A 21,399-nucleotide genomic window follows, 5' to 3' on the forward strand; every position below is an offset into this window, starting at 1 on the left:
GCGTGACGTCCACGACCGCCCCGGCCCGCAGGACCGGCCGCGAGGCCTCGCGCCTGCACGCGTGGGCCGCCCGCTTCGACTCGCCGGTGACCACGTACTACGTCCTGCTCGCGCTCACCGTCGCGCTCGTCGTCTTCGGCCTCATCATGGTGCTGTCGGCCAGCGCGATCACCTCCCTCGACCGCAGCCGCTCCGCGTACACGATCTTCACGACGCAGGCCGTCTACGCGGTGATCGGCGCCCTGGCCCTCGCGGTCACCTCACGCGTGCGACCCGGCGCCTGGAAGCGGCTCGGGGTGCCGGTCCTGGTCATGGGCACCCTCCTCCAGCTGCTCGTCTTCACGCCCCTGGGCAAAGACGGGTTCCAGGGCAACCGCAACTGGCTGTACCTCGGGCCGGTCAGCGTGCAGCCCTCGGAGGCGATCAAGGTCGGGCTGGCGCTGGCCGGCGGCGCCGTGCTCGCCAAGAAGCGTCGCCACCTGCGCTCGCTGGGGCACGTCGTCGTGCCCTACCTCGTCCCCCTCGTGGCCGTCAGTGTCGGCACCGTCGCCCTCGGCCACGACCTCGGGACCGTGCTCATCCTCGGCGCGATCGTGGCCGGGGTGCTCTTCGCCGCAGGGATCCCGCTGCGCTGGTTCGCCATCGCCGGTGTGCCGTTCGTCGGGGCCGTCCTCGCCTTCGTCCTCACGAGCTCGAACCGCCTCGGCCGCTTCGACGTCTGGCTCGGGCGCGACACCGACCCCTACGGCGCGGCGCGCCAGTCCATCCACGGCCGGTACGCCCTCGCCGACGGCGGGTGGCTGGGTCTCGGGCTCGGGCAGAGCCGGGAGAAGTGGGGGCGGCTCTCGGAGGCCCACAACGACTTCATCTTCGCGATCATCGGCGAGGAGCTCGGGCTGCCCGGCACGCTCGCGGTCCTCCTCCTCTTCGCCGCGTTCGCCTTCGCCTGCTACCGCCTCGTCAGCCGCTCCGACGACTTCTTCGTCCGGGTCGTCACCGCCGGCGTCATGACCTGGATCGTCGCGCAGGCCCTGATCAACATCGGGGCGGTCATCGGGCTGCTGCCGGTCATCGGCGTCCCGCTTCCGCTCGTCTCCTCGGGTGGCTCCTCGCTCATCACGACGCTGGGCGCGCTCGGCATCCTGCTGTCCTTCGCCCGCAACGAACCGGGGTGTCGCGAGGCGCTGTCCGCGCGCCCGTCGTCGCTGCGGCGCTCGCTGGCGGTGGTCTCCGGCGCGGTGCGTGGCCGCCGGAGCGGCTCGTGAGCCCAGCCGCCCCGAGGTCGGTCCTGCTCGCGGGTGGGGGCACGGCCGGGCACGTCTCGCCCCTGCTCGCGCTCGCCGACTGCCTGCGCCGCCGCGACCCGTCCGTGGCCGTCGCCGCGCTCGGGACCGTCGAGGGCCTCGAGTCCCGGCTCGTGCCCGAGCGCGGGTACCCGTTGCTCGACGTGCCGCGAGTACCGTTCCCGCGCAGGCCGTCCGCCGCCGCACTGCGGCTGCCCGGCAACCTGCGGCGCGCGGTCGCCGCGGCCGAGTCGGCCCTCGAGACCACGGGCGCCGAGGTCGTCGTGGGCTTCGGCGGCTTCGTCTCCTCGCCGGCCTACCTCGCCGCCCGCCGCCGCCGCGTGCCCGTCGTCGTCCACGAGCAGAACGCCCGCCCGGGCCTGGCCAACCGGCTCGGCGCGCGCTTCGCGGCCGAGGTGGCCGTCACCTTCCCCGGCACCCCGCTGCGGGGCGGCACCGTCACGGGCATGCCGCTGCGCCACGAGATCGCCACCCTCGACCGCGCCGCGCACCGGGCGGAGGCGCGGGAACGGTTTGGGCTCACCGACGCCCCGACGCTGCTCGTCACCGGCGGCTCGCTCGGCGCGGCCCGGCTCAACGGCGCCTTCGCCGCGGCGGTCGCCGACCTCTCGGCCGCCGGGGTGCAGGTGCTGCACGTCGCGGGTACCGGCAAGGAGTTCGACCCGGGCCCGGTCCCCGGCGCGCCCTACGTCGTCCTGCCCTACTGCGACCGGATGGACCTCGCCTACGCCGCCGCCGACCTCGTCGTCTGCCGCGCGGGGGCGGGCACGGTGTGCGAGCTCTCGGCCGTGGGCCTGCCGGCCGTGTACGTCCCGCTGCCCGTCGGGAACGGCGAGCAGCGGCTGAACGCCGCCCACGTGGTCGAGGCCGGCGGTGGCGTGCTCGTCGACGACGCCGCCGTCGACGCGGCCTGGGTGCGCGACGCCGTCGTCCCCCTCGCCCTCGACGCCACGCGGCTCGGGGCGATGTCCGCCGCCGCGGCCTCGGTGGGGGAGCGCGACGGCGACGAGAAGCTCGCCGACCTCGTGGCCCGCGCGGCCGGGGGGCGCTGAGCCGTGGCCGTCACCAACCCGCGCTTCGACCTCGCCGCGCCGGTCCCGGCGTGGTCCGAGCTCGGCGCCGTCCACCTCGTCGCCATCGGCGGCGCGGGGATGTCCGCCGTCGCCCGGCTGCTGCTCGCCCGCGGCGTGCGGGTCAGCGGGTCCGACGCCGCCGACGGCCCGGTCCTCGCGTCGCTGCGCGAGGCCGGGGCCACGGTGTGGGTCGGCCACGACGCCGCCCACCTCGAGGGCGTCGACACCGTCGTCGTCTCCTCGGCCGTCCGCGAGGACAACCCCGAGCTCGCGGCCGCCTGGGCCGCCGGCCTGCGTGTGCTGCACCGCTCCCAGGCGCTGGCGGCCCTCCTCGCCGGATCGCGCGCGGTCGCCGTCGCGGGCGCCAACGGCAAGACGTCGACCACCGCCATGCTCGTCGTCGCGCTCACCGAGGCCGGCGCCGACCCCTCCTACGCGTGCGGGGGAGAAGTGGCCCAGCTCGGCACCAACGCCGCTCTCGGAGAGGGCGAGGCGTTCGTCGTCGAGGCCGACGAGAGCGACGGCACCTTCGTCGTCTACCGGCCCGAGGTCGGCGTCGTCACCACCGTCCAGCCCGACCACCTCGACTTCTACGGCACCGCCGACGCGGTGGCCGAGGCCTACACCGAGTTCGCCGCCACCGTCGGCGGCCTGCTCGTCGTCAGCCACGACGACCCCGGCGCCCGGGCCCTCGCCGAGGCCGAGACCGCCCGCGGGCGACGGGTCGTGACCTTCGGGACCGCCGAGGGCTGCGACCTGCGGATCCTCGACGGCACCGCCGAGGGCCTGGGCACGCGGACCACGGTCGAGCACCACGGCACGCGCCACGAGCTCGTCCTCGCCGTTCCGGGCGCCCACAACGTCGCGAACGCCGCAGCCGCCTTCCTCGCCGCCGTCGACGGCCTGGGTGCCGACCCCGGTGCGGTGCTGCGCGGGCTCGCCGGGTTCACCGGCGCCCGCCGCCGGTTCGAGGTCCGCGGCGAGGTCGGCGGTGTCATCGTCGTCGACGACTACGCCCACAACCCGGCCAAGGTGGCGGCCGTCGTCGGCACCGCCGCGGGGGTGGTGCAGCGCGCCGGCCGGGGCCGGGTGCTCGTGGTCTTCCAGCCGCACCTGTACAGCCGCACCCGCGACTTCGCCGACGAGTTCGCCGCGGCCCTCGCCCCGGCCGACCACGTCGTCCTCCTCGACGTCTACGGCGCGCGGGAGGCCCCGGTCCCCGGCGTGAGCTCCGTGCTCGTCGGCGACCCGCTCGCCCTGCTGCCCGGGCGCCGGCGCGTCGACGTCGGCCTCGGCCGGGACGCCGCCGTGGCCACGCTCGTCGCGGTCGCCGCCCCCGGCGACGTCGTGCTCACCGTCGGAGCCGGCGACGTCACCGCCCTCGGCGAGCCGATCCTGCGTGCCCTGGCCGCCCGCGAGGAGGAGACCCGATGAGCCACACCGCAACCCGCGGCCCCCGACCCCGCGGCCTGGAGTCCTCGGCCACCCGCTTCCGGGAGCGGGCGATCGCCCGCCGCCGCCGTCCGTGGCGCCGTGCCCTCTCCGGCCTCGTCGTGCTCGCCCTGCTGGCCGGCGTCGGCTGGGTGGTCGGGTGGACGCCGCTGCTCGGCGTCCACCGGGTCGAGGTCGTCGGCGTCACGGGCGCCGAGGCCGCGGCGGTCGAGTCGCTCGTCGGCGTCGACGAGGGGACACCGCTCGTGCTCGTGGACACCGCGGCGGTCGAGCGCTCGGTCCGCAGCCGGGTCACCGTCGCCGAGGTCTCGGTGCAGCGGTCGTGGCCGCGCACGCTCGTCGTCGACGTCGTCCCGCGGGTGGCGGCCATCGTCGTCAAGGGACCGGGTGGGCGGCTCGACCTGGTCGACGCCACGGGGGTCCCCTTCGGCCGGGTGAAGAAGGCGCCCGCGGGCGTGCCGGTCGTCACCGCGACGGGCAGCCGGGCCACCACCCCGGAGGCCCGGCAGGCCGCCCTCGCGCTGCTGCGGGACCTGCCCCAGGACCTCGCTGCCGACGTCTCGGCGGTCACCGTGAGCAGCGCCAACCTCGTGACCTTCACGATGCGCGGCCACAGCGTCGTCTGGGGCGGGGAGGACGAGGCCGAGCTGAAGATCCGCGTCCTGCGTGCCCTCCTGACGACCAAGGGCAAGGTCATCGACGTCAGCGCCCCGGACACCCCGGTCACCCGCTGAGAGCCCCCGGACCCGTGGGACGGGTGGGGCTGCCGGGGCGGGTGTGACCGTCCCTGAGGGACGTGACAGGATTTGCCGCGCGGGATGTCGCGACACGCCACGCGGGAGGGTGCAGGAGCCCCCAGCGGGACGTAGCGTCACCCCATCGAGAACCGTGACCGAACCGTAACCCTGTACCTCACGTCGAGGGTTGCCCCGGTCTCCTGCACGCCGTGACCGACAGTGGAAGGCCCAATCCCGTGGCAGCACCCCAGAACTACCTCGCCGTGATCAAGGTCGTCGGCATCGGCGGCGGCGGCGTCAACGCCATCAACCGGATGATCGAGGTCGGCCTCAAGGGCGTCGAGTTCATCGCGGTCAACACCGATGCGCAGGCCCTGCTCATGAGCGACGCCGACGTCAAGCTCGACGTCGGCCGCGAGCTGACCCGTGGCCTCGGTGCCGGCGCCGACCCCGAGGTCGGCAAGAAGGCCGCCGAGGACCACGCCGAGGAGATCGAGGAGGTCCTAAAGGGGGCCGACATGGTCTTCGTCACCGCCGGCGAGGGCGGCGGCACCGGCACCGGCGGTGCGCCGGTCGTGGCTCGCATCGCCAAGGGCCTCGGCGCCCTGACCATCGGTGTCGTCACCCGCCCCTTCACGTTCGAGGGTCGCCGGCGCGCGAACCAGGCCGAGTCCGGCATCGCCGCGCTGCGCGAGGAGGTCGACACCCTCATCGTCATCCCGAACGACCGCCTGCTCTCGATCAGCGACCGCGGCGTCTCGATGCTCGACGCCTTCCGCAGCGCCGACCAGGTCCTGCTCTCCGGTGTCCAGGGCATCACCGACCTCATCACCACCCCGGGCCTGATCAACCTCGACTTCGCCGACGTGAAGTCGGTCATGCAGGGCGCCGGCTCGGCCCTGATGGGCATCGGGTCGGCCCGCGGCGAGGACCGCGCCGTCCAGGCCGCCGAGCTCGCCATCTCCAGCCCGCTCCTCGAGGCCAGCATCGACGGCGCCCACGGCGTGCTGCTCTCCATCCAGGGCGGCAGCGACCTCGGCCTCTTCGAGATCAACGAGGCCGCGCGCCTGGTCCAGGAGGCCGCGCACCCGGAGGCCAACATCATCTTCGGTGCGGTCATCGACGACGCCCTCGGCGACGAGGTGCGGGTCACCGTCATCGCGGCCGGCTTCGACGGCGGCGCCCCCATCCGGCGCGCCGACGACCGGGCGCTCGGCACCATCCAGGGCCGTCCCGCGACCCCGCCGCCCTCCGCGCCGCCGGCGGCCCCGTCCACCCCGGCGGCCCCGCCGAGCCCGGGCCTGGCCCCGTCCTACGCGCCGGCCGCGTCCCCGGCACCGGTCCCGCCGGCGCCCGCCCCGTCCCACGAGCCCACCCCGGCGCCGCGGCGCGAGGAGCAGGTCAGCGAGGAGCCGGCCGTGCGCACCGAGCGCGAGTCCACCCCCACCGAGCCGGCGCGCACCCAGCCGCCGCGCACGGTGACCTTCGACGAGAACGACGACCTCGACGTCCCGGACTTCCTCAAGTAGCAGTCGCGGGGAGCGGGAGGGGCGGGCCGGTCACCGGTCCGCCCCTCCCCGCGTCTACGGTGGTCCGGTGTTCATCTGGGACGAGACCGCCGGCGGCGCCCGTCGGGTCCTCACCGGTCGGCCCGGCGGCGTCAGCCGCGGGCCCTGGGAGGGCCTCAACCTCGGCCTGCACGTCGAGGACGACCCGGCCGACGTCGCCGAGAACCGCCGCCGGCTCGGGGCCGCCGTCGGGCACCCCGTCGTCTGGATGGACCAGTGCCACGGCGCCGAGGTGGCCGTGGTCGACGCCGTCCCCGAGGTCGCGCCGCGCTGCGACGCCGTCGTGACGACCGCCCCCGACCTCGCCCTCGCGGTGCTCGTCGCGGACTGCGTCCCCGTGCTCCTGGCCAGCCCGTCCGGTGTCGTCGCCGCGGTGCACGCCGGGCGCCCAGGGATGGTCGCCGGGGTGGTGCCGGCCGCCGTCACGGCGATGCGCGAGCTCGGGGCGCGCGAGATCGACGCCGTCGTCGGGCCGTCGGTGTGCGGCCGCTGCTACGAGGTACCGGCAGCGATGCGCGAGGGCGCCGCCGCGGTGCAGCCGGTAAGCGCCACGGTGTCGTGGACCGGCACCCCGGCGATCGACGTCGCGGCCGGGGTCGTCGCCCAGCTGCGCGCCCTCGACGTGCCGGTCACCTGGGTGGCCGGATGCACGCGGGAGCGGCCGGACCTCTACTCGTACCGCGGCTCGGGCATTACCGGGCGCTTCGCCGGCGTCGTCGCGAGGGCATCGTGACCGACCGGCGAGACGAGCTCGCCGAGCGGCTCGACGCGGTCCGGGAGCGCGTCACCGCCGCGTGCGCCGCCGCCGGTCGCACCGACCTCCCCACGCTCGTGGCCGTGACGAAGTTCTTCCCCGCGAGCGACGTCGACCTGCTCGCCGACCTCGGGGTCACCGACGTCGGCGAGAACCGGGACCAGGAGGCCTCCGAGAAGATGGCGGCCATCGCGCAGCGCGAGGCGCTCACCGTGCACTTCGTCGGTCAGCTCCAGAGCAACAAGGCCTCCTCGGTCGCCGCCTACGCCGACGTCGTCCACTCCCTCGACCGCGCCAAGCTCGTCGGGGCGCTGGACCGGGGTGCCGAGCGGCACGACCGCACCCTCGACGTCCTCGTCCAGGTCGCCCTCGACGACGGCGAAGGACGTGGGGGAGCGGCACCGGGCGACCTGCCCGCCCTCGCCGAGGCCGTCGCCGCCGCCGGGCACCTCCGGCTGCGCGGGCTGATGGCCGTCGCCCCCCTCGGGCGGCCGGCCCGGCCGGCCTTCGCCCGCCTCCGCGAGCTCTCCGGGACGCTGCGGGCCGAGCACCCGGACGCCGGGTGGATCTCGGCCGGGATGAGCGGTGACCTCGAGGACGCGGTCGCCGAGGGGGCGACACACCTGCGTGTCGGGTCGGCAATCCTCGGTTCTCGTGAGTCACACCGGTAACTTCACTCACGACGAACGATCCTGACCGGAGGGGTCGACGACCGAGGAGCACGTGATGGCTGGCGCGCTGCGCAAGACGATGGTCTACCTGGGCCTCGCCGAGGACCAGGGCCACTACGACGAGTACTACGACGGCTACGACGAGCCCGAGGTCGAGGAGCGCGAGCGCACCGAGCACCGGGGCGCCGAGGTCACCCCGCTCCCGACGCGCCGCCCGGTCGCCGAGGTGGTCCGCACCCACGACGCCGCGAGCGTCTCGCGGATCACGACGATCCACCCGCGCACGTACAACGAGGCCAAGACGATCGGCGAGAACTTCCGCGACGGCGTCCCGGTCATCATGAACCTCACCGACATGAACGACGCCGACGCCAAGCGGCTCGTCGACTTCGCGGCCGGCCTGGTCTTCGGCCTGCACGGCTCCATCGAGCGGGTCACCTCCAAGGTCTTCCTCCTCTCCCCGGAGACCGTCGAGGTCCACGCGGAGGAGGGCCCGGCGGCCCTCACCGGACGAGGCGTCTTCAACCAGAGCTGACGCCGGACCCCGCACGAAGTCCTCCGAGGTCGATGGGTCACACTCGTCCCCATGCGCGCCGTCTTCGCCGTCCTCGCCTTCGTGGTCTTCCTGTACCTCGTCGTGCTGATCGGGCGCGTGGTCTTCGACTGGATCCGCATCTTCGCGCGCGAGTGGCGGCCCCGCGGCCCGGTGCTGCTCGTCGCCGAGCCCGTCTACACCCTCACCGAGCCGCCGCTGCGCGCGCTGCGCAAGGTGATCCCCCCGCTGCGCCTCGGCGCGGTGTCGGTGGACCTGTCCTTCATGGTCCTCTTCATCGGCGTGATCATCCTCGAGTCGGTGCTCTCCGGCCTGGCCCGCTGAGGCCCGCCCCGCCGGCCCGCTGAGCCGTCACTTCCGACCACACCTGTCACGCCAGCCCCGTCATCGTCTAGTCTGGCCGGACGGATCCTCCGGTTCGCGGTGACGCGAGCCCGGATCCGGTCCCGTGACCCGACCGGCCACCAGGAGTTGCAGATGGCTCTCTCGCCCGAGGACGTCCTGAACAAGACGTTCACCCAGACCCAGTTCCGTCGTGGCTACGACGAGCGCGAGGTCGACGACTTCCTCGACGACATCGTCGCCGAGATGCGCCGGATCACCAAGGAGAGCGACGACCTGCGCGGCGAGCTCTCCTCCGCGCGCGAGGGCAAGGGGATGGCGCCGACCGCGGCGCTGGCCCGCCCGGACGCCGGCGCCGCCCGCGAGCTCGAGGAGCTGCGCTCCAAGAACGCCACCCTCGCCGCGCGCGTCTCCGAGCTCGAGGGCTCGCGCAGCGAGCTCACCGCCAAGCTCGGCGAGTTCGAGAACCGCAGCGGTGACGGCGAGGCCCGCGCGGCCGAGCTCCAGGGCAGCGTGACCCAGCTCCAGAACCGCACCGCCGAGCTCGAGCAGCTGCTCCAGCAGCGCGACACCGAGATCGAGGCCCTGCGCGGGGCCAGCGGCGACGTCGACGCGCGCGTCGCCGACGCCGAGCGTCGCGCCGGGGAGTTCGAGAACCACGCCTCGCAGGTCGAGCGGCACGCCGCCGGCCTCGAGGACCGCATCCGCGAGCTGGAGGCCCAGGCCGAGGAGGCGCGCCAGCAGGTGGCCGCCGCGACCGGCGAGCGCGACCAGCACGCCGCGGACCTGGCCGACGCCCGCGCCCAGCAGGGAGCGGCCGTCGACGAGCAGGTCTCCCTCCTCGAGACCCGTCTCGAGGAGGCGCGCCGCGACGCCGACGAGCGCGTGAGCGCCGCCGAGCAGCGGGTCCGCGAGCTCGAGGGCAAGCTCCAGGAGGCCGAGCAGCACGCGTCGGCCGCCCAGGCGCAGGCGCAGGGCGACGGCGGCCTCGGTGCCGCGGCCCTGGCCGGCGCCGGTGGCGGTGCGAGCGCCGCGGGCGTCATCGCCCTCGCGCAGCGCCTGCACGACGAGCACGTCGCCGCGGGTGAGTCCAAGCGCGACGAGCTGGTCTCCGAGGGCCAGCGCAAGCACGACGAGCTGCTCGGCACCGCCCAGCGCAAGCACGAGGAGCTCGTCACCTCCGGCCAGTCGCGCCACGACGAGCTCGTGTCCACCGGCCAGGCGCAGCACGACGAGCTGGTCTCGACGGCGACGGCGCAGCGGGACGAGATGATCGGCACCGCGACGACCCAGCGCGACGAGATGCTCACCGAGGCCCGCGAGCGCTCCACCGGGATGGTGGCCGAGGCGCAGCAGAAGAAGGCCTCGATCCTCGAGGAGCTGGGCCGCGAGCGCAGCCTGCTCGAGCGCAAGATCGAGGAGCTGCGCGGGTACGAGCGGGACTACCGGGCCCGCCTGCACGAGTGGATCCAGGGCCAGCTCGCCGACCTGAAGAACATGGGCGGCGGCGACGGTGAGGCGGCACCCGCGGAGGCGGCGCAGCCGCAGCGCGAGCCGCAGAGCTGACCTGCAGCACATCGAGGGGCCCGGGAACGTTCCGGGCCCCTCGGTCGTGCTCAGGGCAAGAGCACAGGTCCCCGCGGCGTTTCGCGCGGGCGCCACCGCATCCGCTGGCCGTATCCTCACTCGCACCGGCCGGGCCGCACGGGTCCGACCAGCCCCGGAAAGGGTCCCCGACATGGTTGTGAAGCGGGCGCTGTCGGCCGCGAAGAAGACCACCTCGAGCGCCGCGGCCAAGGCCCGCGCCGCGGTCGGGCGTGGCGGGTCGGGCACGGGGGGCGCGACGAAGGCCGCGCCGGCCACGAAGGCCCCCGCCACGAAGGCGGCCACCAAGGCGGCTCCGGCCAAGAAGGCGGCTCCTGCGAAGAAGGCGGCCACCAAGGCCGCGCCGGCCAAGAAGGCGGCTCCGGCGAAGAAGGCGGCCACCAAGGCCGCGCCGGCCAAGAAGGCGGCTCCGGCGAAGAAGGCGGCCACCAAGGCCGCTCCCGCCACGAAGGCTGCACCGGCCAAGAAGGTGGCCACCAAGGCGGCGCCGGCCAAGAAGGCGGCGCCCGCGAAGAAGGCGGCCACCCAGGCGGCGCCCGCGAAGAAGGCCGCACCGGCCAAGAAGGCCGCTACGAAGGCCGCACCCGCGAAGAAGGCCGCCACCAGGGCCGCGCCGGCCAAGAAGGCGGCCACGAAGGCGGCACCGGCCAAGAAGACCGCTCCCGCCACGAAGGCCGCTCCCGCCAAGAAGACCACCGCGCGCTCCCTCCCGGTGCGCGAGGACGAGTCGCCGTGGACCGCGGCCGAGCTGCGCGAGGTGCGCGGCGAGCTCGAGCGCGACGTCGCCCAGCTGCGCGACGAGCTCGAGCACGCCCGCTCCGACCTCGTCGACCTGATGCGCGACTCCGGAGACGGCGCGGGCGACGACCAGGCCGACGCCGGCGCCAAGACCTACGAGCGCGAGCAGGAGATCTCGCTGGCCAACAACGCCCGCGAGATGCTCGAGCAGACCGAGCACGCCCTCGCCCGCCTCGACGACGGCAGCTACGGCACCTGCGAGTCCTGCGGCAACCCGATCGGCAAGATGCGGCTCCAGGCCGCTCCTCGTGCGACCCTGTGCATGCCATGCAAGACGAAGCAGGAGCGCCGCTGACGGGCGCCGACCCCACCCCGACGCCCACCCCCGACCCCTCGCCGCAGGGACGCGGACGCCTCCGCGCCCTGCTGCTCACCCTCGCGGTGGTCACCCTCGTCCTCGACCAGGGCACCAAGGCCTGGGCCCTCGCGGGCCTGACGCCCGGGCAGCCGGTCGACCTCGTGGGCTCGGCGATCCGCCTCAACCTCATCCGCAACCCGGGTGCCGCCTTCTCCCTGGGCGACGGCTCGACGTGGGTGCTCACCCTCGTCTCGCTCGTCATCCTCGGGTGGGTCGTCGTCGGGGCCCGCCGGGTCGACAACCGGGCCTGGGCGGTGCCGCTCGGGCTGCTGCTCGGCGGGGCCGTCGGCAACCTCGTCGACCGCCTGGTGCGCGAGCCCGGCCCGGGCCGCGGCCACGTCGTCGACTTCATCGACTACTTCGGCTGGTTCATCGGCAACGTCGCGGACATCGCGATCGTCGTCGCGGCGGGCATCATCATGGTCCTCGCGTACCGGGGCGTGCCCCTGGGGTCGCGGCACCGGGCGGAGCACGCCGATGACTGAGCAGCGCACGGTCCTCGTGCCCGACGGCCTCGAGGGCGAGCGGGTCGACGCCGCGATCGCCCGTCTCTTCGGGCTCTCCCGCACCCGCGCCGCCGACCTCGCCGCCGCCGGCGACGTCGCCGTCAACGCCAGCACCGTCGGCAAGAGCCACCGGGTCAGCGCCGGCGACATGCTCGAGGTGGCCATCCCCAGCGGCCCGGCCAGCCCGACCCTCGAGGTCGTGGCCGAGCCCGTGCCGGGCATGAAGGTCGTCCACGACGACGACGACATCGTGGTGGTCGACAAGCCGGTCGGCGTCGCGGCCCACCCGAGCGTCGGGTGGACCGGTCCCAACGTGCTCGCCGGGCTCAAGGCCGCCGGCTACCGCATCTCCACCAGCGGGGCCAGCGAGCGGCAGGGCATCGTCTCGCGCCTCGACGTCGGCACCAGCGGCCTGATGGTCGTCTGCAAGAGCGAGCGCGGCTACAGCGTCCTGAAGCGCGCGTTCAAGGAGCGCCGGGTCGAGAAGACCTACCACACGCTCGTCCAGGGCCTCCCGGACCCGCTCGTCGGCACCATCGACGCGCCCATCGGCCGCCACCCCGGCCACGACTACAAGTTCGCGGTGATGGACTCCGGCAAGCACGCCGTCACCCACTACGAGCTGCTCGAGGCCTTCCGGCACGCGAGCCTGCTCGAGATCCACCTCGAGACCGGTCGCACCCACCAGATCCGCGTCCACATGGCCGCCGTGCGCCACCCCTGCGTCGGCGACCCGACCTATGGCGCCGACCCCACGCTCGCGAAGCGGCTGGGCCTGGAGCGGCAGTGGCTGCACGCCGTCGGGCTCGGCTTCGAGCACCCCGGCTCGGGGGAGTGGGTCACCTTCGAGAGCGGCTACCCGCAGGACCTCCAGGACGCCCTCGACCGCCTCTGAGCGACCCGTTCGCGCCGCTCGCGCGACACGGCGGGCGACACGCCGAGGGTGTCCCCGGGGCGACCTAGGATGGTCCGCGATGTCCACCCCCGCCGCCCCGACCCCGAGCCCCGCGTCCTCCCCGAAGGGCGACTCGTTCGTGCACCTGCACGTGCACACCGAGTACTCGATGCTCGACGGCGCGGCCCGCATCGGCGACCTCTTCACCCGCGCCGCCGAGATGGGGATGCCGGCCCTCGCGACCACCGACCACGGCTACGTCTTCGGCGCCTACGAGTTCTGGAAGAAGGCCCAGGGCACGGGCGTCAAGCCCATCATCGGCGTCGAGGCCTACGTCACGCCGGGCACCCACCGCACCGACAAGACCCGCGTCAAGTGGGGCGACGAGCGCACCCGCCCCGGCGACGACGTCTCGGGCTCGGGCGCCTACACGCACATGACGCTGCTGGCCCGCGACAACACCGGCCTGCACAACCTCTTCCGGATGGACAGCCAGGCCTCCCTCGACCAGGTCTACGCCAAGTGGCCGCGCGTCGACCGCGAGCTGCTCGACCAGTACGGCCAGGGCCTGATCGCCACCACCGGGTGCCCGTCGGGCGAGATCCAGACCCGCATCCGGCTCGGCCAGTACGACCTCGCCAAGCAGGCGGCCTCGGACTTCCGCGACATCTTCGGCGCCGAGAACTACTTCTGCGAGCTGATGGACCACGGCCTCGACATCGAGCGCCGCGTCCAGCAGGACCTCCTGCGCATCGCCCGCGAGCTCGGGCTGCCGCTCGTGGCCACCAACGACCTGCACTACACGAGCCCCGAGGACGCTAAGGCCCACGGCGCGCTCCTCTGCGTCCAGTCCGGCTCGACGATGATGGACCCGGGCCGCTTCAAGTTCGACGCCGACGACTTCTACCTCAAGAGCCCCGCCGAGATGCGCCACACCTGGCGCGAGCTGCCCGAGGCCTGCGACAACACCCTCCTCATCGCCGAGATGTGCGACATCTCGTTCACCGAGGGCGAGGGCCGGTTCATGCCGCGCTTTCCCTGCCCGCCCGGCGAGAACGAGACGAGCTGGTTCGTCAAGGAGGTCCAGAAGGGCCTGCACGAGCGCTTCCCCGGCGGCATCCCCGAGTACGCCCAGAAGCAGGCCGACTACGAGGCCGAGGTCATCGTCTCGAAGGGGTACCCGGGATACTTCCTCGTCGTCGCCGACTTCATCACCTGGGCCAAGGAGAACGGCATCCGCGTCGGTCCGGGCCGTGGCTCGGGTGCCGGCTCGATGTGCGCCTACGCGATGAAGATCACCGACCTCGACCCCGTGCCGCACGGCCTGATCTTCGAGCGCTTCCTCAACCCCGAGCGCGCCTCGATGCCCGACTTCGACGTCGACTTCGACGAGCGCCGGCGCGGTGAGGTCATCCGCTACGTCACCGAGAAGTACGGCAGCGAGCGGGTCGCCCAGATCGTCACCTACGGCACGATCAAGGCCAAGCAGGCCGTCAAGGACTCCGCCCGCGTGATGGGCCACCCCTTCGCCGTCGGTGAGCAGCTGACCAAGGCGATGCCCCCGGACGTCATGGGCAAGGGCGTGCCGCTCTCGGGCATCTACGACCCGAACCACCCGCGCTACGGCGAGGGCAAGGAGTTCCGCGACCTCGTCGCCCAGGAGCAGCACCTCCAGGAGGTCGTCGAGACCGCCAAGGGCCTCGAGGGCCTCAAGCGCCAGTGGGGCGTGCACGCCGCCGGCGTCATCATGTCCAGCGAGCCGCTGATCGACGTGATCCCGATCATGCGGCGGCTCCAGGACGGGCAGGTCATCACGCAGTTCGACTACCCGAGCTGCGAGAGCCTCGGCCTGGTCAAGATGGACTTCCTCGGGCTGCGCAACCTGACGATCCTCGACGACGCCATCGCCAACGTGCAGGCCAACCGCGGCGAGGAGATCGACCTCGACGCGCTGTCCAAGGACATGACCGACAAGGCCACCTACGAGCTGCTGTCGCGCGGCGACACCCTCGGGGTCTTCCAGCTCGACGGCGGCGGCATGCGCACGCTGCTGAAGCTGATGCAGCCGGACAACTTCGAGGACATCTCCGCGGCCCTCGCGCTGTACAGGCCGGGCCCGATGGGCGTCAACGCCCACACGAACTTCGCGCTGCGCAAGAACGGCAAGCAGGAGCTCATCCCGCTCGACCCGCAGCTGAAGGGCAAGCTCCAGCCCGAGATGGTCGAGGCCCTCGAGCCCATCCTCGGCACCACCTACGGCCTGGTGATCTACCAGGAGCAGGTCATGGAGATCGCCCAGAAGCTCGCCGGCTACACGCTCGGCAACGCCGACCTCCTCCGGCGCGCCATGGGCAAGAAGAAGAAGGAGGTCCTCGACAAGGAGTACGTGCCGTTCTCCGACGGCATGAAGAAGAACGGCTACACCGAGGCCTCCGTGGCGGCCCTCTGGGGCGTCCTCGTCCCGTTCTCCGACTACGCGTTCAACAAGGCGCACACCGCCGCGTACGGCCTCGTCTCCTACTGGACCGGCTACCTCAAGGCCAACTACCCGGCCGAGTACATGGCCGCCCTGCTCACGAGCGTCGGCGACGACAAGGACAAGTCGGCCCTCTACCTCGGCGAGTGCCGGCGGATGGGCATCAAGGTGCTGCCCCCGGACGTCAACGACTCGGTCGGCCAGTTCGCCGCCGTCGGCACCGACATCCGGTTCGGGCTCAACGCGATCCGCAATGTCGGCCACAACGTCGTCGAGGCGATCGTCGCCGCGCGCGAGGAGAAGGGCGCCTTCACCTCGTTCCGCGACTTCATGTCCAAGGTGCCGGCGGTGGTCTGCAACAAGCGCACCATCGAGTCGCTCATCAAGGGCGGCGCCTTCGACGGCCTGGCCGAGACCCGGATGGGCCTGCTGCGCATCCACGAGGAGTACGTCGACGCCTTCGTCGCGGTCAAGCGCCAGGAGGCGATCGGCCAGGACAGCCTCTTCGGGGCCTTCGGCGACGACGGCGGCTCCGGCGGCGGGGGCGGCGACATGATGGGCCTGGCGCCCGTGCCCGGCGTCGAGTGGGACAAGCAGACCCTGCTCTCCTTCGAGCGCGAGATGCTCGGCCTCTACGTCTCGGACCACCCGCTCTTCGGGGTCGAGCACGTGCTCAGCCAGCACGCCGACACCCAGATCGCCGCGCTGACCGCCGACGAGTCCGGCCGGCCCGAGGGCTCGATGGTCACCGTCGCCGGGCTCATCACCGGCCTGCAGATCAAGCGCACCAAGAAGGGCGACCTCTGGGCCATCGCCACCGTCGAGGACCTCGCGGGCTCCATCGAGTGCCTCTTCTTCCCGAGCACGTACATGACCGTCTCCTCGATGCTCCAGCAGGACCAGATCGCGGTCGTGCGAGGCAAGCTGAACCGGCGCGACGACTCGGTCTCGATCTACGCCCAGGAGCTCACCCTCCCCGACGTCAGCGAGGGTCCGCGCGGGCCGGTGGTCGTGACGATGGAGACCGTGCGCGCCACGACGCAGCGCATCGAGGAGCTCAAGGGGGTCCTCACCAACCACCCGGGCACCACCGAGGTCCACCTGCGGCTGCTCAAGCCGGGCCGCTCCGTCGAGATCCGCCTCGACCCGGCCTACCGGGTCAACGCCGACGCCGCGCTCTTCGGCGACCTCAAGGTCCTCCTCGGCCCCCGCTGCCTCTCCTGACCCGCGCGCGGGCGACCCTGCGGTGAACGGTCGGCGACACCGCAGATCCGGGGGCCGCGAGGGGATGCCACCGGAGCGATGTGCGCCTAGGGTCTACCTGACGTGCCGCCCGGACAGGAGGCGGCGCTCGGAGAACCCAGGAGAACCTCGACGATGAGTACGACTCGACGACGCGCCCTCGGCGCCGGTGTCGCCGCCATGGGCCTGGCGGTGTTCGTCGCCGGCACCCCGGCCGCGACCGCGCACGACCGCGGGCACGGCCACCACCCCAAGCCGGCCAAGACCCAGACCGTGCAGCTGCTGTCGTTCAACGACTACCACGGCCACCTCGAGGCCACCGACCCGCCGCTCTCGAAGACCCTCGACCCGACCCAGACGCCGGTCGGCGGCGCCGAGTACCTCGCGACCGCGCTGAAGACGCTGCGTGCGAAGGCGCCCAAGGGCACCTCGCTCACCGTCGCGGCGGGCGACCTCATCGGCGGGTCCACCTTCCTCTCCGGGCTCTTCCACGACGAGCCGTCCGTCGAGTCGCTCAACGCGATGAAGCTCGACGTCAGCAGCGTCGGCAACCACGAGTTCGACGAGGGCACCACCGAGCTCCTGCGCATGCAGAAGGGTGGCTGCCACCCGACCGACGGCTGCTACTTCCCGGACCAGCCGTACGCCGGCGCCGACTTCCAGTGGCTCGCCGCGAACGTCGTGCTCAAGCAGCAGGCCGCCGCGAAGGGCAAGGGCCACCACCACGGCCACGACAAGGAGCGCACGCTCCTGCCCGCCACCTCGGTCAAGAAGATCAACGGTGTCAAGGTCGGCTTCATCGGCATGACCCTCGAGGGCACCCCGAGCCTCGTCGACCCGGCCGGTGTCGCGAACGTCGACTTCAAGGACGAGGTCGAGACCGCGAACAAGCAGGCCCGCGAGCTGCGCAAGAAGGGCGTGAACTCCATCGTCGTCCTGCTCCACGAGGGCGGCGTGCAGACCGGCACCTACCAGCAGTGCGTCGGCATCTCCGACCCGATCGCGACGATCGCCAAGACGATGACCGCCGACGTCGACGCCATCATCACCGGCCACACGCACCAGCCCTACACGTGCTCCATCCCGGACCCGAAGGGCAACCCGCGCCTCGTGACGAGCGCCGCCTCCTACGGCCAGGTCGTCTCCGAGACCAACCTCGTCATCGACAAGCGCACCGGCGAGGTCGACCGCGCGAAGTCCACGTCGGTCAACCACCTCGTGAGCCGCACCGCGTTCGCCAAGGACGCCACGCAGACCGGCATCATCGACAAGTGGAAGACCATCTCGGCGCCGCTCGCGGCCCGCGTGGTGGGCACCAACGCCGAGGACATCACCGGTGACTCCAGCGGCAACCGCGGCATCGAGACGCCGATGGCCGACCTGGTGGCCGACAGCATCCTCTGGGGCACCAAGGCCCCCGAGAACGGCGGCGCCCAGCTGGCGCTGATGAACGTCGGTGGGGTGCGGGCCAGCCTGTTCCTCGCCCCGAAGTACGCCGAGGGCCCCGGCCAGATCACCTACGCCGAGACCTACGACGTCGCCCCGTTCGGCAACATCCTCACGACGCTCGACATCACCGGTGCGCAGCTGAAGGCGGTGCTCGAGCAGCAGTTCGTCCCCGGTCGCCCCGGTGGTCGTGAGGCCCTCGCGCTCGGTGTGTCCGACGGCTTCTCCTACACCTGGGACGCCACGCAGCCGGCGGGCAGCCGGGTCGTGGCGGGCTCGATGACGCTCAACGGGGTGGCGATGGACATGAACGCCACCTACCGCGTCGGGACGATCAACTTCCTCGCCAACGGCGGTGACTCCTTCACCGCCTTCTCCGCCGGGCAGAACGTCCTCGGCGGCAACGAGGACCTGGCCAACCTGGTCGCCTACTTCGGCGCCAACCCGGGCCTGCGGGCCCCGGCCGACCGCGTCGCGGGTCTCTGACCCAACGCCGCACCCGACGAGGGCCGTCCCCGGCAGGGGGCGGCCCTCGTCGCCGTCCGGGGCGCGGCCGCGCATAGGGTGGGCCCGTGCCGAGCCCGAGCCTCCCGACCCCTCCCACCGCCCCCCGACGCCCGCACGTCCGTGAGCAGCACGGCGAGCGCGTGGAGGACCCGTACTGGTGGATGCGCGACCTCGAGGACCCCGAGCTGCGGGCCCACCTCGAGGCCGAGAACGCCTACGCCGAGGCCCTGACCGAGCACCTGGCCCCGCTGCGCAGCACCCTCTTCGGGGAGATCAAGGCCCGTGTCCAGGAGGACGACCTGTCCGTGCCCGTCGCGAGCGGGCCGTGGTGGTACCTCAGCCGCACGGCGGAGGGGAAGCAGTACGCCGCCCACGTCCGGGTGCCCCGCGCCGACGGCGACCCCCGCCCCGACCCCGAGGCCGGTCCGGTCGGCGGCGAGCAGGTCGTCCTCGACGGGAACGTGGAGGCGGGGGACTCCGAGTTCTTCTCGCTCGGTGCGCTGGCCGTCAGCGCCGACCACCGGCTCGTGGCCTTCGCCGTCGACACCGCCGGCGACGAGCGCTTCGACCTCACCGTCCGCGTCATCGCGACCGGCGAGGTCCTCGACACCTCGCTGCGGGGCATCGGCTACGGCTGCGAGCTGAGCCGAGACGGCTCGTTCGTCTTCTACACGCGCGTCGACGACGCCTGGCGCCCGTTCCAGCTCTGGCGGCACCGCGTCGGGGGCGACCCGGCCGAGGACGTCCTCGTGCACCAGGAGGACGACGAGCGGTTCTGGATGGGCGTCAGCGGCAGCCGGGACGAGCGCTGGATCCTGCTCGGCCTGGGCTCGAAGACCACCTCCGAGGTGTGGATGCTGCCCTCGGACGACCCCGAGGGGGAATGGCGGGTCGTGGCTCCCCGGCGCGAGGGCGTCGAGTACGACGTCGAGCCCGCCGGGGACCGGCTGCTCGTGGTGCACAACACCGACACCCCCGACTCCGACCTCGCGTGGGCGCCCCTCGAGGCGACGAGCCACGAGCAGTGGGTGCCGCTCCTCGCGTCCGGCGAGGGCGAGCGGTTCGTCGGGGTGGACGCCTTCGACCGCGCCACCGTGCTCTCGCTGCGCACGGGTGGGCTGACCGCGCTCCGGGTGCTGCCGCGGGACGTCGCGTCGGTGTCCGGCCACGGCACGCCGTGGGACGTCGCCGTCGACCAGCCGGTGCACTCGATCGGGTTGGGGGAGAACCCGGAGCCGGACCAGAGCGCCATCCAGGTGGTCGTCGAGTCGTGGACCACCCCGCGCACGGTGCTCGACGTCGACCTCGCCACCGGGGGACGGACCGAGCTCAAGCGCCAGCCCGTCCTCGGCGGCTTCGACCCCGAGGACTACGTCGAGTCCCGCGAGTGGGTGACGGCCGAGGACGGCGCCTCGGTGCCCGTGTCGGTGGTGCGCCGCCGCGGGGTCGAGCCGGACGGCACCAACCCGGGCCTGCTCACCGCGTACGGCTCGTACGAGATCTCGTCCGACCCGTACTTCTCCGTCGCCCGCCTCGGCCTGCTCGACCGCGGGGTCGTCTTCGCCGTCGGGCACGTGCGCGGCGGCGGGGAGATGGGGCGGCGCTGGTACGACGAGGGCAAGCTGCTCGCGAAGCCCACGACGTTCTCCGACACGATCGCCGTCGCGGCGCACCTCGTCGAGTCGGGGTGGGTGGCGCCGGACCGCTTGGGGCTCGAAGGAGGTTCTGCCGGAGGCCTGCTCGTCGGCGCGGTGCTCAACGCAGCACCCGAGAAGTTCCGGGTCGCGCACGCCGCGGTGCCGTTCGTCGACGCGCTGAACACCATCCTCCAGCCCGAGCTGCCGCTCACGGTGGGGGAGTGGGAGGAGTGGGGCAACCCGCTCGAGGACCCGGAGGTCTACGCCGCGATGCGCGCGTACACCCCGTACGAGAACGTGCGCGCCGCGGAGTACCCCGCCGTCCTCGCGACGAGCAGCCTGCACGACACCCGCGTCTACGTCAGCGAGCCCGCCAAGTGGGTGGCCCGGCTGCGCGAGACGGTCACCAACGACCCCGCCACCCGGCCGATCCTGATGCGCACCGAGATGTCGGCCGGCCACGGCGGACGCAGCGGGCGCTACTCGGCGTGGGAGCAGGTGGCCTGGGAGTGGGCCGTCGTCCTCGACCAGCTCGGCGCCACCGAGCGGCTGGACGGCGGCACCGTCACCGGGTGACGAGCACCGAGCACGCGCTGCGGCCGACGAGGCGCAGGGCCGTCGAGCCTACGTGCAGCCCCTCGAAGCCCCCCGTGCCGCGGCTGCCGACGACGACCAGGCCGGCGCCCTCGCTCGCCTCGACGAGGGCGTGCAGCGGGTCGGCCCGCACGACGTGGACCTCGACCTTGGTGTCCGGGTGCTCCGGGCGCAGACCGGCCACCTCGGCGTCGACGAGCCGCTCGACACCGGCTACGTAGTCCTCCCAGCTGGAAGCGCTCGCGAGGGTCGGGTCGGCCGCGCCCGCGGCCTGCCACGCGTGCACCGCGTCCACCGATCCGCCGAGGACGGTCGCCTCGCGCACCGCGGAGCGCAGCGCCGCGAACGAGGCGGGCGAGCCGTCGACACCGGCGACGACCCGGCTCCCGGGTGCGGGCGCTGCACTCGCCGTGTGCCCGACGACGAGGACCGGGCAGTGCGCGTGCGTGAGCACCTGCATCGCGACCGCGCCGAGACTCGTGCGGCTGAGCACCCCGAACCCGGCGACCCCGACGACCACGAGGGCGGCGGTGTGCGACGAGGAGATGAGGGAGCGGCTCGCGTAGCCGTCGTGGAGCGCGCTGGTCACGGTGAGGTCCGGATGGGCGCCGTGCGCGGTCGCCACGGCGTCCCGCAGCAGGTGCTGGCCGTGCTCGGTCACCTGCGCGCGGTCGGTCAGCTCACCGAAGCCGAGCATCGGCAGGTCCGGTGCGAAGGCGTGGAGCACGTGCAGGGTCATCCCGCGTGTGCTCGCGACGTGGGCGGCCTGGACGACCGCCGCCCGGGAGAGGGGTGACCCGTCGACCCCGACGACGACCCGCTGCTGGTTCATGACATCGACCGTCCTTTCACTGGCGGAGGACCTCCGTCAGGACGACCGT

17 protein-coding genes are annotated in these 21,399 nt (G+C 73.3%); 16 read left to right on the top strand and 1 reads right to left on the bottom strand.

Annotated features, from left to right (window positions below; translation table 11 throughout):
* The first annotated feature begins 2 nt into the window (after nt 1–2).
* The 16 genes from ftsW (at nt 3) to ACQZ2A_RS02875 (ending at nt 20,500) form a co-directional block, all read left to right on the top strand.
* Nucleotides 3–1,265: a putative lipid II flippase FtsW gene (gene ftsW / locus ACQZ2A_RS02800; protein WP_430206980.1), complete on the top strand. Its 1,263-nt coding sequence runs from the start codon at nt 3–5 to the stop codon at nt 1,263–1,265.
* Nucleotides 1,262–2,356 carry an undecaprenyldiphospho-muramoylpentapeptide beta-N-acetylglucosaminyltransferase gene (gene murG, locus ACQZ2A_RS02805; protein WP_430206981.1) on the top strand — a complete coding sequence of 365 codons (1,095 nt, stop codon included), beginning with the start codon at nt 1,262–1,264 and terminating at the stop codon, nt 2,354–2,356. Before ftsW ends, murG begins: the two co-directional genes overlap by 4 nt.
* Before the next feature lie 3 nt (nt 2,357–2,359).
* Nucleotides 2,360–3,811 carry a UDP-N-acetylmuramate--L-alanine ligase gene (gene murC / locus ACQZ2A_RS02810; protein ID WP_430206982.1) on the top strand — a complete coding sequence of 484 codons (1,452 nt, stop codon included), beginning with the start codon at nt 2,360–2,362 and terminating at the stop codon, nt 3,809–3,811.
* Entirely contained in the window at nt 3,808–4,563 is a 756-nt protein-coding gene (locus ACQZ2A_RS02815; RefSeq protein ID WP_430206983.1) for a cell division protein FtsQ/DivIB, read from the top strand. The genes murC and ACQZ2A_RS02815 overlap by 4 nt, the downstream gene beginning before the upstream one ends.
* A gap of 239 nt (nt 4,564–4,802) precedes the next feature.
* Complete coding sequence (ftsZ, locus tag ACQZ2A_RS02820; RefSeq protein WP_430206984.1) at nt 4,803–6,095, top strand: cell division protein FtsZ; 1,293 nt, start codon at nt 4,803–4,805, stop codon at nt 6,093–6,095.
* A gap of 67 nt (nt 6,096–6,162) precedes the next feature.
* Nucleotides 6,163–6,867, top strand: a complete 705-nt coding sequence (locus tag ACQZ2A_RS02825; protein ID WP_430206985.1) for a polyphenol oxidase family protein — start codon at nt 6,163–6,165, stop codon at nt 6,865–6,867.
* Nucleotides 6,864–7,559, top strand: coding sequence for a YggS family pyridoxal phosphate-dependent enzyme (locus ACQZ2A_RS02830; RefSeq protein WP_430206986.1), 696 nt, complete (start codon nt 6,864–6,866; stop codon nt 7,557–7,559). The genes ACQZ2A_RS02825 and ACQZ2A_RS02830 overlap by 4 nt, the downstream gene beginning before the upstream one ends.
* 55 nt (nt 7,560–7,614) lie before the next feature.
* The gene (locus tag ACQZ2A_RS02835) at nt 7,615–8,094 is read left to right on the top strand and encodes a cell division protein SepF (protein ID WP_430206987.1); all 480 of its coding nucleotides are present in this window, start codon (nt 7,615–7,617) and stop codon (nt 8,092–8,094) included.
* 51 nt (nt 8,095–8,145) lie between these two features.
* On the top strand, nt 8,146–8,436 hold the full coding sequence (locus ACQZ2A_RS02840; RefSeq protein WP_430206988.1) for a YggT family protein: 291 nt from the start codon (nt 8,146–8,148) through the stop codon (nt 8,434–8,436).
* A gap of 153 nt (nt 8,437–8,589) precedes the next feature.
* Nucleotides 8,590–10,020 carry a DivIVA domain-containing protein gene (locus tag ACQZ2A_RS02845; RefSeq protein ID WP_430206989.1) on the top strand — a complete coding sequence of 477 codons (1,431 nt, stop codon included), beginning with the start codon at nt 8,590–8,592 and terminating at the stop codon, nt 10,018–10,020.
* Nucleotides 10,021–10,192: 172 nt separating this feature from the next.
* On the top strand, nt 10,193–11,152 hold the full coding sequence (locus tag ACQZ2A_RS02850; RefSeq protein ID WP_430206990.1) for a TraR/DksA family transcriptional regulator: 960 nt from the start codon (nt 10,193–10,195) through the stop codon (nt 11,150–11,152).
* A complete protein-coding gene (gene lspA, locus ACQZ2A_RS02855) occupies nt 11,125–11,700 on the top strand; it encodes a signal peptidase II (RefSeq protein ID WP_430206991.1) in 576 nt (191 codons plus the stop codon). The genes ACQZ2A_RS02850 and lspA overlap by 28 nt, the downstream gene beginning before the upstream one ends.
* A complete protein-coding gene (locus ACQZ2A_RS02860) occupies nt 11,693–12,616 on the top strand; it encodes an RluA family pseudouridine synthase (RefSeq protein ID WP_430206992.1) in 924 nt (307 codons plus the stop codon). The genes lspA and ACQZ2A_RS02860 overlap by 8 nt, the downstream gene beginning before the upstream one ends.
* 79 nt (nt 12,617–12,695) lie before the next feature.
* Complete coding sequence (dnaE, locus tag ACQZ2A_RS02865; protein ID WP_430206993.1) at nt 12,696–16,316, top strand: DNA polymerase III subunit alpha; 3,621 nt, start codon at nt 12,696–12,698, stop codon at nt 16,314–16,316.
* A gap of 153 nt (nt 16,317–16,469) precedes the next feature.
* Nucleotides 16,470–18,266, top strand: a complete 1,797-nt coding sequence (locus tag ACQZ2A_RS02870; protein ID WP_430206994.1) for a bifunctional metallophosphatase/5'-nucleotidase — start codon at nt 16,470–16,472, stop codon at nt 18,264–18,266.
* A gap of 86 nt (nt 18,267–18,352) precedes the next feature.
* Nucleotides 18,353–20,500 carry a S9 family peptidase gene (locus ACQZ2A_RS02875; RefSeq protein WP_430206995.1) on the top strand — a complete coding sequence of 716 codons (2,148 nt, stop codon included), beginning with the start codon at nt 18,353–18,355 and terminating at the stop codon, nt 20,498–20,500.
* Here the strand turns inward: ACQZ2A_RS02875 and ACQZ2A_RS02880 are convergent.
* Nucleotides 20,490–21,350 (bottom strand): universal stress protein, encoded by an 861-nt coding sequence (locus ACQZ2A_RS02880; protein ID WP_430206996.1) that lies wholly within the window; start codon nt 21,348–21,350, stop codon nt 20,490–20,492. The two genes, ACQZ2A_RS02875 and ACQZ2A_RS02880, sit on opposite strands and share 11 nt — an antisense overlap.
* Between the last annotated feature and the right edge of the window lie 49 nt (nt 21,351–21,399).

Origin of the sequence: Phycicoccus avicenniae (assembly GCF_050496545.1) — a bacterium.
Classification (GTDB): domain Bacteria; phylum Actinomycetota; class Actinomycetes; order Actinomycetales; family Dermatophilaceae; genus Phycicoccus; species Phycicoccus avicenniae_A.

Coding starts and splice junctions, on each gene's coding strand:
- dnaE (WP_430206993.1), top strand. CDS start 12,696: ATGTCCACCCCCGCCGCCCCGACCCCGAGCCCCGCGTCCTCCCCGAAG.
- ACQZ2A_RS02815 (WP_430206983.1), top strand. CDS start 3,808: ATGAGCCACACCGCAACCCGCGGCCCCCGACCCCGCGGCCTGGAGTCC.
- ACQZ2A_RS02840 (WP_430206988.1), top strand. CDS start 8,146: ATGCGCGCCGTCTTCGCCGTCCTCGCCTTCGTGGTCTTCCTGTACCTC.
- ACQZ2A_RS02870 (WP_430206994.1), top strand. CDS start 16,470: ATGAGTACGACTCGACGACGCGCCCTCGGCGCCGGTGTCGCCGCCATG.
- ACQZ2A_RS02835 (WP_430206987.1), top strand. CDS start 7,615: ATGGCTGGCGCGCTGCGCAAGACGATGGTCTACCTGGGCCTCGCCGAG.
- ACQZ2A_RS02860 (WP_430206992.1), top strand. CDS start 11,693: ATGACTGAGCAGCGCACGGTCCTCGTGCCCGACGGCCTCGAGGGCGAG.
- lspA (WP_430206991.1), top strand. CDS start 11,125: ATGCAAGACGAAGCAGGAGCGCCGCTGACGGGCGCCGACCCCACCCCG.
- ACQZ2A_RS02880 (WP_430206996.1), bottom strand. CDS start 21,350: ATGAACCAGCAGCGGGTCGTCGTCGGGGTCGACGGGTCACCCCTCTCC.
- ACQZ2A_RS02850 (WP_430206990.1), top strand. CDS start 10,193: ATGGTTGTGAAGCGGGCGCTGTCGGCCGCGAAGAAGACCACCTCGAGC.
- ACQZ2A_RS02845 (WP_430206989.1), top strand. CDS start 8,590: ATGGCTCTCTCGCCCGAGGACGTCCTGAACAAGACGTTCACCCAGACC.